Source organism: Domibacillus tundrae, from assembly GCF_000970675.1.
Taxonomy (GTDB): domain Bacteria; phylum Bacillota; class Bacilli; order Bacillales; family Domibacillaceae; genus Domibacillus; species Domibacillus tundrae.
Window position 1 is genome coordinate 54097 of record NZ_LAJA01000001.1, and the last position, 13025, is coordinate 67121.

Consider the following 13025-nt stretch of genomic DNA (forward strand, 5'->3'; position numbering starts at 1 on the left):
TGTTCAGGTTGAAAAAGTATTCATTTATCATGATGATTTTGGCTTTATTATTTAGTTTTTCTGCCCCACAGGCGGATGCGGCTACATTTTCAGATGTGCCGTCAACACATTGGGCGGCGAAAGAGATTTCCTATCTGAGTGACCGCGGTATTATTAAAGGTGGGTCGAACGGGAAATACAACAAAGATGCGTCTGTCACAAAAGCGCAGGCAGCAGCGATTTTAGTACGGGCAAAAAAACTGCCGCTTACAAACCTGCCAAACCCGGGCTTTTCAGATGTCCCGACGTCACACCCATTTTATAAAGAAATTGCGGCCGCGGTGAACGCCGGCTGGTTTTCAAAAGGAGCTAAATTTCAGCCGGACAACCAGTTAAAGCGGATTGAAATGGCAAAAATTACGCAGCTGGCGTTTGGCATTAAAGGATCTGTCCCGGTTCAATGGGAAGATATGAACTCATCGTATTCTGGCAATGCATACGTCACACCGCTGTTAGCGAGCGGGATCACGTCCGGTTATACAGCGACCACATTTAATCCATCTGCCAAAGTGACACGTGCACAGTTTGCGGTGTTTACCGCCCGTGCGATAGATGCAAATTTCCGCTTAAAAGTAGTGAATTACCCAAAGAGAGCAGCGGAAGGCATTTATTATCCACAATTTGTCGATACAACCAGCCAGAATGATTTGGCTTATTTAAACGACTATTTCCGTGAGGTCGGCTCTGGGCTTGTGGCGGAGCGGAACAGCATTATGGAACTGGCTCAAGAAGACGACTGGATGGGTGAATACTATGACTTTGTCGTTGATTATTCAGTGCCGCGTGCGGATTTAAGCTATATTAGCGTTTTGTTTGAAAGCTATCAGTACACTGGTGGAGCGCACGGGTATGAAATGCTGTTTGCGGATAATTATGATGTGAAAAATGACTATTTTATGAGCTTAGATGATTTAGCGCTGAAATCGGATTATGAGTGGTCTGTTATTAATCGAATTAATCAGCAGAATAAAGAAAACTATCAATACTTTGGCGGCCCGGATAGCCTTGATGAATTACAGCATCAGTTTTATATGACACCATCAGGTTTTGTCATGTTCCTTAATCCGTATGAATATGCACCATATGCAGCAGGCATTCGTGAATTTTTAATGCCATACTCAATGATACGATAAACAAAAAGCGTTCAAGGGAGTAGTTCTCTGGACGCTTTTTTATGTTAAACTCTAGCCCATTTTGCAATCGTTTGGATATCCGATGGCTTCGTGCGGCAGCACCCGCCCATCAGTTGGACCGGTGGAGGGTATGTTGGCTGTCCACCTCCATATCCGGCGCACCGGACTATGTTTTTGTTTCCACGTTGTACAATTCGCCAATATTCGGGTATACGACAATTTAGTTTGTTGTCCCGGCTTTTATTCCTTGAATAAGCTCAGAAATGTACTATGGATAAATTTTGAACTTTTAGAGAGTGGAAAGAAGTGGAGAATAATACTTGAAAATTGTTAGAAAGAGTCGATACATACCTTATAAAGATCATGATGGAGGAGTAATGAGATTGGGAAAAACAAAAAGCATTGCATGGAAGTTGTCGGCATTAATTATTGGGTTGTTTCTCCTTTTGTTTGCGGTGTATGCCATTATGACGAATGTGATGCTTTACAATAAAAGCATGGAAGACTCTGAAGCTTATACGGTTCGGAATGCACAGCTGTCGGCGTCAAAAATTGGCGACCGTGTGGATGAAACGGCAGAGATGCTGCGCACGACAAAAACGGTACTTGAATCGCTTCATACTGAAGGGCGGTTGACCGCTGCGGATGCGCTGCGTATTTTACAGGCCAATTTAGCGGAAAATGAGCATTTATTTGGTGTGGCGGTCATTATGGAACCGGGAGAAGTGGCAATTGGGGAAAATATGGACCGGGCGCTTATAGATGGAGATCGGCGTTTTATTCCGTATGTATACAAAGGGGAAAAGGGTCTGGTGACAGAAGGCGTTACAGGATACGAGGAAGAGAGCACCGACTGGTACCACATTCCGAAAACGGAGCAGCGGACCATTTTAACAGAACCATATGAATATGAGACAGGGGGCGAGACGGTCAACATGACGACACTTTCTGTCCCGCTGCTTGATGAATCCGGAACATTTATTGGTGTTCTGACAGCGGATTTTTCGGTGGATTTTATGAAGGAGCTCGCGGCTGAAAATGCACCGGCCAAAGGATATGCGCGCATTTTAACCGATCAGGGGGCGATTGTGGCAGACAGTAAGGATCAGGAACAAGTTGGCCAAAACATCGCGGAAACGAGTAATTGGGACGCGATTAAGCCGGAAATTGATAAAGGACAGGAATGGACGCTGTACGAGGAATCACGGCTGCTCGGCGAGAATGCATTTAATGTGTTTGCACCCGTATTGGTAAGCGGAGTGGATGATGAAACGTGGTCTGTTCAAACCGTTATCCCGAAATCGAGCATTCTTGAAACATTTAACCAAACACTTTTGTTCACGATTATCTCGGCGATTGTCATGATTTTGATTATGGTAGTGGCGACGGTTCTGTTTATTCACCGCCAGCTGAAACCGCTTGTGTTTTTACGGTCATCGATTGAAACAGCGGCGACAGGGGATTTGACGCAAAAAGTGGATGAAAAACATTTGCGTAACGATGAAATCGGCGCGGTTGCTTTTGCGTTTAACAATATGCTGGACCGGGTGAGCAGTGTCTTGCAGACGGTTCGCTCTTCGACATCAAATTTAAATGAGTCGGCTGGCCATGTGCATCATGTTTTTGAAGAAGTCGTCGCATCCAGCAATGAAGTATCGGTGGCTGTGGATGAAATTGCGCAAGGGGCATCGAAGCAGTCAGAGGATACAGAAGATACCGGGAACCAAATGGCACATTTGTCAGACCGGATTGATGCGCTGTCCGAGCTGTCTGGACAAATGAACGAATTGTCACAGCAGGCGGGCGAGCGGGCGCAGGGCGGCATGGCGCAAGTGAAGCAGCTGCGCGAACACAATGCGGCAGCTAACGACATGAATGTGCAGGTAAAAGATCAAATGCAAGGATTATCCGGGAAAATTAGTGAGATTGAGACCGTGATTGAGTCCATTCATAGCATTACCGCACAAACAAATTTGCTGGCGCTGAATGCGTCGATTGAAGCAGCAAGGGCAGGCGAGCATGGGAAAGGCTTCGCGGTTGTGGCAGAGGAAGTGAGGAAACTAGCGGAGCAGTCACGCCGTGAAACAGAAGTCATCCAAAAAACGGTGCAGGATATTTTGCAGGCGTCGACTCAAACATCTATCGTAGTAGACGAAAACTTATCCTTAATGGAAGGGCAAAATGAATCAGTTTCCGATACGCAGGAAGCGTTTGAGATGCAGGCGGAAATTGCTGATCGCACCACACAGACAGTTGGAGAGCTGACGGAAAAATTAACTGAAATGATCGGCCAAAAAGAACAGGCACTGCTGTCGATTCAAAGCGTATCGGCGATTTCTGAAGAAACGGCGGCATCAGCCGAGCAAGTCAGCGCGTCGGCGGCCGAGCAGCAAAATGAACTTCAGCGTGTCGCAGAAGCAACGGAAAACGTGAATCGAATTGCCGGTGAACTGCAGGAAGCAGTAGACCGCTTTCGTATATAACCAAAAAGGCTGCCAGTTACGGCAGCCTTTTTGGTGTCCAATCAATGAAATGAATGCTCAGCACGGATTTTTTTCAAAAGGGCCGCGCATCCATCCGACACAAGGTCATATGTTTCTTGGAAGTCACCCGTATAATACGGGTCTGGCACGTCTTTTTGATGATCGGTCAAATCAAGAAACCGGATAATTTTCGGATGATCCGGCTGGCCGAGCATCTCGCGGATGTTGGAGATGTTGCTTTCATCCATGCCGATAATGTAGTCGAATTTTTCAAAATCTGCTGCATCCAATTGCCGTCCGGACAGTCCTTCCGAAGAAATGTTATACTCTTTCAGTTTAGCCAGTGTGCCTTTATGCGGCGGTGATCCAATATGCCACGAGCTTGTTGCGGCGGAATCAACTGTAATGCGCCCGCTTAAGTTTTCCTTTTCCACTACATCACGGAACATTGATTCGGCCATAGGCGACCGGCAAATGTTGCCGAGGCAGACGAATAAAACATGAATCATGGCTTTCACTCACTCCTTTTCCACTCATTATACATCAATGAAGGTCCCGCTTCATAAGCTGCAAATCGATATAAAGCTGACAGCGTGTGTTAAAGTCATCAAAGTCAATCGATGTCAGTTCATCAATTTGGTTCAGCCGGTATTTGAGTGTATTGGTGTGAATAAACAGTCCTTCTGCGGTCGGCTTTATCCGGCAGTTATTCATTAAATACACGTCTATCGTTCGCAGCAGTTCAGAGTGGCCGTCCGTATCTTTTTGACGGATCTTCAGCAAATCTTCGTTCACATAATGGGTTTTAAAATGGTAGTCGGAAATCGTTTCCAAATAGCGAAGAATGCCAAGGCGGCTGTATTCGACCGGGACCTCACCATTGCCATGCAAAAATTGGGCGGTCCGGCACACTTCAAGCGCTTCAAGATAGCTTTTTCGGAGCATCGCCATCGATGAATAGCTGTTGCCGATTCCAGCATAAAGCTGATGATCTTGAAACTGGCTTTTCACGGTTCGGACGAGCACACGCGCACTTGAAAGCAGTACATCCGATGGCCCGCCAAGCATGACGGTTACCTGCAAATGATCGGTAAATACATGCGCCGGCTGATCCAGCGTATTGGCAAAAAGCAAAATCGTTTCATGCAGGTCATCAATCGTCTCTTCCTCAATCGAATCAAGTGTAAACACAGCCACGATAAACGAAGAAGGCAGCGCAATATTTAATTGCGCCGCTTCCCATTTCATTTCACTGTCGGTCCGGTACGACTGGTGAATCAATTTCCTGAAAAAATCATTTTTCTTTTCATCACGCCGTCGCGCCAGCCCATTTTTTTTATGCAGCAGCTTGCCGATATGAAACGAAACGTCATGTAAAAAAGTAAGCTCATGATCCGTCAAAAGCGGTTCGGTTTCCTGTACCCAAATGTAGCCGAGAATTTGTTCTTTGTATTGGGCGCTGACAACAACACGCTGATTCAGCCCGATTTCTTTCATTTCCTTCACACGAAACGGCTTCGAAATAGATTTCAGCTGATCGACAATACCTTCGTCCATAAACATTTTCAAAATGGAGGTTGTCCAGCTTTTTGAAAAAATCGTCTGTTGATTCGCCTGGTCAAACTGTTCGATGTAATACGAGCTGTACGCCAAAAGAGAAAATTGCTCGTTTTCAACCACGACCGGTTTTTTTAACACACTGCTGAGGACATCGGTCATTTCATTTAAATCGTTCAGCGAGAGAATTTTTTCAAGCGGCTGGTTTAAATCCATAACGGATTCGCCTCCTTATTTTGATTCTTTTAACGTCTGTTCAAACTCTTCAAACTGCTGCGCTGTTTCCACAGACGGTTTTGTCAGCAAGCTGACGATGACAATTGCAAGCAAGCTGGCCGCAAAACCGGGAATCATTTCGTACACTGTGTCTGCGAAAGGTGTTTTCGTCCATAGAACAACGGTCACAGCACCGACAATCATGCCGGCAAGCGCTCCCCATTGGGTCATCCGCTTCCAATACAGGCTAAGCAAAATCGCCGGGCCAAATGATGAACCGAAGCCTGCCCATGCATAGCCGACAAGGTCTAAAATTGTTTTGTTTTGTTCCCACGATAAAATAAGCGCAACGATCGAGACAATTAAAACGGCCAGGCGGCCCAAGAATACAAGCTCCCGGTCCGAAGCATCGCGACGGAAAAACGTTTTATATAAATCTTCTGTGAGCGAGCTTGATGTAACCAATAGCTGAGACGAAATCGTACTCATAATGGCAGCCAAAATCGCGGAAATAAGGAAGCCGGTAATGATCGGATGAAACAAAATATCACCGAGTTCAATAAAAATCGTTTCCGGATCGGCAATTTTCATATTATTGTTTGTGTAATAAGCAAGGCCGACAAAGCCGGTTACCATAGCACCGACTACAGAGAAAATCATCCAGCTCATGCCAATGCGGCGCGCTTTTTTAATTTCTTTTACCGACGTTATAGCCATAAATCGAACGATAATGTGCGGCTGGCCGAAGTAGCCAAGTCCCCAGGCAAAAAGGGACACGATGCCGATAAAGCTTGTACCTGTAAAAATGTTTAAAAGAGCCGGGTCCACAGAACGAACGGTATCAATCGAAGGACCGATCCCGCCAACATGCATAACCGTCACAATCGGGACTAATACGAGTGCTAACACCATAATAATTCCCTGTACAAAGTCGGTCCAGCTGACCGCCAAAAATCCGCCGAACAGCGTATACGCAATGACAACACCGGCAACAATCCATAAACCGATATGGTAATCGAGGCCAAACGTAGTCTCGAACAAAACGCCTCCGGATACCATGCCGGATGAAATGTAAAATGTGAAAAAGACAATAATAACGAGACTGGAAACGAGACGGATAATTTTTGACCGGTCTTGAAACCGATTCTCAAGGTAAGCTGGAATCGTAATCGAATCTCCAGCAATTTCCGTATACATACGCAGGCGGGGTGCCACATACAGCCAGTTCGCCCAGGCACCGAGCGTTAAGCCGATGGCGATCCACGAAGCGCTGATGCCGCTTGCGTACATGGCACCGGGCAAGCCCATCATCAGCCAGCCGCTCATATCGGAAGCACCTGCGGAAAGAGCTGTAACAGCAGGGCCAAGTCCACGTCCGCCGAGCATGTAATCTGATAAGTTCGATGTTCGTTTGTACGCATAGTAGCCGATTAAGAGCATACCGGACATGTATACAACGATCGAGACAATTAATGAAGTATCGACCAAATAAATCCCTTCTTTCAATTGGTTTTTAGAGTAAGAAAAAGGAAAAGGCTGCTTCAATATAAATGCATATGGATGGAGGGGCGCGATAACCAAAAAAGCGGCGCATTTTTTAACGCGAATGATGCGATCTGGTTATATCTAGGATGTATAACGCCGTTCATTTGTTGTATCGCACTGGAATGAGTGGGAAATACGCCGGAAATCTGAGGAATTGCGCCTTCCATTTAAACAAGAGGCGTCTCTTAAGCCGGCGATGGCAGCGTAAGAGACAGCCTCCTTTTTTAAAGCATTTCTGATGTTGTTTTTGCCTGCATGTGAAGCTGGAGGTAATCAGGACCGCCGGCTTTTGAATCAGTGCCGGACATATTGAAGCCGCCAAAAGGCTGATAACCGACAATCGCACCGGTACAGCCACGGTTAAAGTACAGGTTGCCGACATGAAACTCCTCGCGCGCTTTTTCCATGTTAAACCGGTTCTTTGTAATAACTGCACCTGTTAAGCCATACTCGGTGTTGTTGGCGATATCGATTGCTTCATCGAAATCCTTCGCTTTTGCAAATGCGACGACCGGGCCGAAAATCTCTTCCTGCATTAAACGGGCATCCGGTGCTACATCCGCGACAATCGTTGGCTGAATAAAATAACCGGTTGTGCTGTCACCGGTTCCTCCAGTCACAATACGCCCTTCTTCCCCTCCAATTTTAACATAACTTATGATTTTGTCATATGCCACCTGATCAATAACTGGACCAACAAAATGATTATCGGCCGGGTTGCCGACCGTTAGTTTATTGGTCAGAGCGATTGCTTTTTCGAGCACGGTATCATATACATCTTCCACAATCACCGCGCGGGAGCAGGCGGAGCATTTTTGGCCGGCAAAGCCAAAAGCGGACTGGACGATCGACTCGGCAGCAAGATCAAGGTCCGCTTCTTTATCGACAACAATCGTATCTTTGCCGCCCATTTCCGCGATGAGGCGCTTCATCCAAATTTGGCCTTCGCTTATTTTCGATGATCGTTCAAAAATGCGCAGTCCGACGTCACGTGAGCCGGTAAACGTAATAAATCGTGTTTTCGGATGGTCAACCAGGTAATCGCCGACTTCTGCGCCGCTGCCGGGAACAAAGTTAACAACACCTGGCGGAAGTCCCGCTTCTTCTAGTACTTCTACAAACCGCGCTGCGACAATCGGTGTCGTGGAAGCCGGTTTTAATAAAACGGTGTTGCCAGTGACAATCGATGCAACCGTTGTCCCGGCCATAATCGCAAACGGGAAATTCCACGGTGAAATAACGATGCCGACGCCGAGCGGAATGTAGCTGTATCGGTTAAATTCACCCGGACGGCTGAGCACCGGCGCGCCGTTTTTTAGTTCCAGCATTTGGCGTGCGTAATACTCCATAAAGTCGATTGCTTCTGCGGTATCAATATCCGCTTCACGCCACGGCTTGCCCGCTTCTTTTGTCATGAGCGCTGAAAATTCGTGACGGCGTCTGCGAACGATTGCCGCTGCTTTAAATAACACATCTGCCCGGACGTCCGGCGAGACTTTTTTCCACATTTGAAAAGCGTCGGACGCGGCCTGCATCGCTTTTTCGGCCAGCTGCTGGTTCGCTTTTGACACCGAGCCGATGACTTCTTGTTTATCTGCCGGGTTGAAGGAAACGATTTTTTCTTCGGTTGTAATGCGCTCGCCGCCAATTACGAGCGGGTAATGTCCGCCGAGGCCGCTTTCCACTTTTTTAATCGCTTTTTTATAAGCGGATTGATTAGCTTCTTTTGAAAAATCAGTAAATGGTTCATGTTTGTATGGAATCATGGAATTCACTCCTCATTATTTTTGGGTTATGCCTTTAAACGCAAAGGCGATATTTGCCGGCCGTTCCGCGAGCCGTCTCATAAAGTAGCCGTACCAGTCCATGCCGTAGGGTACGTATACGCGGACACGGTAGCCTTGTTTGACAAGCGCTTGCTGTAAGTTCGTGCGCATGCCGTACAGCATTTGAAATTCAAACTGGTCCATCGGAATTCGATGCTTCCGCTGCATCGCTTTTGTAAACTCGATCATGTTTTCATCATGCGTCGCAATGCCAGTATAGTTGCCGGCAAGCAAGCTTTGTTCAATGAGCTTCATATAGTTGGTATCCACGTCCGCTTTTTCTGGAAAGGCATGCTTTGGGCTTTCTTTATAAGCGCCTTTGACGAGCCTCAAAAAAGGCTTCATATGGCTAAGCGCTGCGAGGTCCTGTTCTGTCCGATATAAATACGCCTGGAGCACCGTGCTGACGTTTTCGTACTTTTCTTTGAATTGTTTAAATAAATCGATTGTCGCCTGGCAGCGTGTGACGTCTTCCATATCAATCGTCACCATAATGCCGTATTTTTCTGCAGTCTCTAAAATCCGTGTCATGTTCTGTACGACAAGATCCCAGTCAATATCAAGACCAAGTGATGTCATTTTCAGCGACACGTGGGAGTCGAGCTTTTCATTGTGAATCATTTTAATCGTTTCGATGCATTCCTCGGTCCGTTCGGCTGCTACTTCAGGAGAGCCCACAAATTCACCAAGATGGTCAACTGTGACAGATAAGCCTTGTGTGTTTAATGCTTTAATACAGGCAATGGAACTCGCAAAATCAGTTCCGCCAATAATTTTACCGGTGGCGAAGTGGCTGCCTCTGCTTTTTGCCAATTGGTTTAGTGTTTTGTTTTTAGAAAGAAATAAGAAAAAATCTCTCGTCACCGCTTCCATGAAAAGTACCTCCTAAACGGAATAATGTTCTTATTCTTACTGTATGACCATTCCAATTTGTTTACAATGTTCCTGGAAACTAAAAATGTAAGCGGTCTATTGTGAGTAAGTGACAATCGCTTTGCATTTTTCTCACGAAATCCAGCTTCAGACGGCTTATGTCTGCCGGGACTGAACGGCCGCCTTGCGCTTTTTTATGCTAAAATAAAAGAAAAACTAGAGAGGTGTTTTCATGCTGGATCAGGCACGCAGTTTTTTGCAGTCGCACTTCGGCTATGATTCATTCCGGACAGGCCAGGAACAGGCGATTTCACAAGTGCTGGGCGGCGAAAATACGATATGCGTCATGCCGACAGGCGGAGGGAAGTCGATCTGCTACCAAATTCCGGCGCTCGTGTTAGAAGGTACAACGATTGTCGTGTCACCGCTCATTTCTTTAATGAAGGACCAGGTGGATACGCTGCTTGAGGCAGGCATTCCGGCGGCATACATAAACAGCTCGCTAAGCAGCGCGGATTTATATGAAACGATGAAATCTGCACGAAATGGAGAATATAAGCTTCTTTATATTGCGCCCGAGCGGCTTGAATCGTACTCGTTTGTAGAACAGCTAAAGCAGTTGACGGTTCCGCTTATTGCGGTGGATGAGGCTCATTGTATTTCCCAATGGGGACATGACTTCCGGCCGAGCTATCGTCACATTCAGCGCATGACGGATCTTTTTCCGAACGATCCGACGGTATTGGCACTGACAGCAACCGCGACGCCGCACGTACGCGAAGACATATGCCGCCTTCTTTCGATCGAAGAAAAAAATACGGTCATTACCGGCTTTGAACGGAAAAATCTATCATTTTCTGTTATTCAAGGCCAAGATCGCAATGGCTTTTTAAAAGACTATTTAAAGAAAAATGAAAAAGAATCCGGGATTATTTATGCGGCAACACGCAAAACAGTTGACCAGCTGTATGAACGTCTACAAAGAAGTGGTATTTCTGTGGCGCGTTATCACGGCGGCATGAGCGACAGCGACCGGGTTGACGAGCAGGATCGCTTTTTAACGGACGAAGCGACTGTGATGGTGGCGACAAATGCGTTTGGAATGGGGATCGACAAGTCGAACATCCGCTATGTCATTCATTTTCAGCTGCCGAAAAACATGGAAAGCTATTATCAGGAAGCGGGACGTGCCGGGCGTGATGGACTCGAAAGTGAATGTATCGTACTATATTCGTCGCAGGACGTGCAGACGCAGCGTTTTTTGATTGACCAGGCGCTTGAACGGGACCGTATTCCGCAAGAGCTAGAGAAATTGCAGGGAATGGTTGACTATTGCCATACCGAAAAATGCCTGCAGCAGTTTATCGTCTCGTACTTTGGTGATCCGTATCCAAAGCCGTGCGGACGGTGCGGCAACTGTACGGATTCCAGGGACAGCGTCGATGTGACAAAAGAAGCGCAAATGGTGCTCTCGTGTGTCATCCGGATGGGGCAGCGATTCGGCAAAGCAATGACCGCCCAGGTGCTGACAGGATCGCGGAATAAAAAGCTCATTGAATTCGGTTTTGATGGGCTTTCCACGTATGGGATTTTGAAAAAACAAAGCGTGAAAGATGTGACCAGTTTTATTGAATTTTTAATTTCGCAGGAACTGATCGGGGTGGAGCAAAAGCAATTTCCGACCATTTTTGTGACTGAACAGGGACGGGATGTTTTGCTCGGTAAACAAGCCGTCATGCGAAAAGAAGCGGTCCGGACGAAAAAGATTGCAACAGACGATCCATTGTTTGATGTGCTGCGAGCACTGAGAAAAGAGATTGCAGAAGACGCAGGTGTGCCGCCGTTTGTTATTTTTTCCGATAACACGCTTCACGACATGTGCGCCAAGCTGCCGATGGATGAAGAAGATTTCTTAACGGTGAGCGGCGTTGGCGAAAGCAAAATGGCGAAATACGGCGAAGCTTTTTTGCAGGAAATTAAAGCGTATAGTGAAGCGAATCCAGAGCGGCAAAAAGATCTGACTGCGGAGCCGGTGGCCGCAGCCCCGAAGAAAAAGTCCGTGAATTCGTACCTGGATACGCTGGAACTGCACCAAAAAGGGATGTCTGCTGAGGCAATCGCGGTTGAGCGGGAACTAACGGTCAGCACCGTAGAAAATCACTTAATTCAGTGTATGGAAGAAGGACTGAATGTGAATCTCGACCTGCTTGTGCCGTCAACGTATCACGAAGCGCTCCAAAAAGCGGTTAAGGAAGCGGGTGCGGACCGGCTGAAGCCGATTAAAGAGCTGGTGCCGGAAGATGTGACGTATGGCATGATTAAAGTCTTTTTGGAAATGCGGAGACGGAACCATGTTTGAGGTGAAAGAATTCCCTGAGTTTTCCTGGTCGTTCTCGCGCCATAAAACATTGATGACGTGCGCCAAGAAATATGGATACGACTATTACGCGGGGCATAACGGCTGGCTGTATGACGCCGATGAATCTGTGAAGCACGTGTACCGGCTGAAAAAGCTGAAAAACGTGCCGATCGCCTTTGGGCAAATTGTGCATGAACTCGCCGAAAAAGCGGTCCGTCTTTTTCTGGAGCACGGCTATGTCATGACGGAAGCGGAATTGATCGGACAAGCAAGGGAGATGCTGAACCTTGCTTATACCGACTCGCGCGACCGAAAGCCGCAATGGACGCAAAAGCCAGCTCGGTTTCATATGCTGTACGACATGTATTATGGCGGCGAATTAAACCGGATGGAAGCGGAAGAATACAGACGCCGTCTGCATATTGTTTTTCAAAACCTGCTTTGGAGCGGATCGTTTCGCGACATAACCGAACGCCCGCAGACGATGCAGTTTCAGCAAGCCGAAGAATTTCGCTTTATGACGGTTGACGGCGTAAAAATCTTTGTTGTTATGGATTTGCTGTACCGTGATTTGGAAGCGGGCAAATGGGTGATCGTCGATTGGAAAACCGGCAAAGAAGCAGACGATGACCGGAGCCAGCTGGCTTTGTACGCGTATTACATCATGCAAAAATACGGCGCAAGTGTGGAAGAAATTGAAATCCGCAACGAATACGTGCTGACCGGCGTGCAAAGGTCGTACCAATTAAGTGAGGCGGACATTGATTTCATGCTCCAAAAAATGAAGCAAAGTGTTCACATGATGCGCCGCTACCAGCTTGATATGATTTCCAATGAGCCGGTCGAGTTGGAGGACTTTACGAGAACCGAGCACGAACGTCGCTGTGAAACGTGTAACTATAAAGAAATTTGTCTGGCATCGTCTTAAGGGCGATGTCTTTTTTTATTTTAAAAAGAGTGTACAGGCGACAGCCACGTGAGAGAAGTGACTGAT

9 protein-coding genes are annotated in these 13025 nt (G+C 46.9%); 4 read left to right on the forward strand and 5 right to left on the reverse strand.

Annotation, left to right across the window (positions count from 1 at the left end):
* Positions 1 to 8: 8 nt before the first annotated feature.
* Both VQ00_RS00275 and VQ00_RS00280 read left to right on the forward strand, forming a co-directional pair.
* Positions 9 to 1172 (forward strand): S-layer homology domain-containing protein, encoded by a 1164-nt coding sequence (locus tag VQ00_RS00275; protein ID WP_046178150.1) that lies wholly within the window; start codon positions 9 to 11, stop codon positions 1170 to 1172.
* A 377-nt stretch (positions 1173 to 1549) separates the two neighbouring features.
* A complete protein-coding gene (locus VQ00_RS00280; RefSeq protein WP_245617976.1) occupies positions 1550 to 3655 on the forward strand; it encodes a methyl-accepting chemotaxis protein in 2106 nt (701 codons plus the stop codon).
* Positions 3656 to 3696: 41 nt separating this feature from the next.
* Here the strand turns inward: VQ00_RS00280 and VQ00_RS00285 are convergent, their stop codons facing one another.
* From VQ00_RS00285 to VQ00_RS00305, 5 genes are all read right to left on the reverse strand, one after another.
* Positions 3697 to 4164, reverse strand: coding sequence for a low molecular weight protein-tyrosine-phosphatase (locus tag VQ00_RS00285; RefSeq protein ID WP_046178152.1), 468 nt, complete (start codon positions 4162 to 4164; stop codon positions 3697 to 3699).
* A gap of 34 nt (positions 4165 to 4198) precedes the next feature.
* A complete protein-coding gene (locus tag VQ00_RS00290) occupies positions 4199 to 5428 on the reverse strand; it encodes a PucR family transcriptional regulator (RefSeq protein ID WP_046178153.1) in 1230 nt (409 codons plus the stop codon).
* A gap of 15 nt (positions 5429 to 5443) precedes the next feature.
* Positions 5444 to 6916 (reverse strand): sodium/proline symporter PutP, encoded by a 1473-nt coding sequence (gene putP, locus VQ00_RS00295; RefSeq protein ID WP_082091405.1) that lies wholly within the window; start codon positions 6914 to 6916, stop codon positions 5444 to 5446.
* 281 nt (positions 6917 to 7197) lie between these two features.
* Positions 7198 to 8739, reverse strand: coding sequence for an L-glutamate gamma-semialdehyde dehydrogenase (gene pruA, locus VQ00_RS00300; RefSeq protein ID WP_046178154.1), 1542 nt, complete (start codon positions 8737 to 8739; stop codon positions 7198 to 7200).
* Positions 8740 to 8754: 15 nt separating this feature from the next.
* Positions 8755 to 9672, reverse strand: coding sequence for a proline dehydrogenase family protein (locus tag VQ00_RS00305; RefSeq protein WP_046178155.1), 918 nt, complete (start codon positions 9670 to 9672; stop codon positions 8755 to 8757).
* Between the two features lie 232 nt (positions 9673 to 9904).
* Between VQ00_RS00305 and recQ the strand changes: the two genes are divergently transcribed.
* Positions 9905 to 12031, forward strand: coding sequence for a DNA helicase RecQ (gene recQ, locus VQ00_RS00310; RefSeq protein ID WP_046178156.1), 2127 nt, complete (start codon positions 9905 to 9907; stop codon positions 12029 to 12031).
* The gene (locus tag VQ00_RS00315) at positions 12024 to 12959 is read left to right on the forward strand and encodes a RecB family exonuclease (protein ID WP_052728241.1); all 936 of its coding nucleotides are present in this window, start codon (positions 12024 to 12026) and stop codon (positions 12957 to 12959) included. The genes recQ and VQ00_RS00315 overlap by 8 nt, the downstream gene beginning before the upstream one ends.
* Positions 12960 to 13025 lie beyond the last annotated feature (66 nt).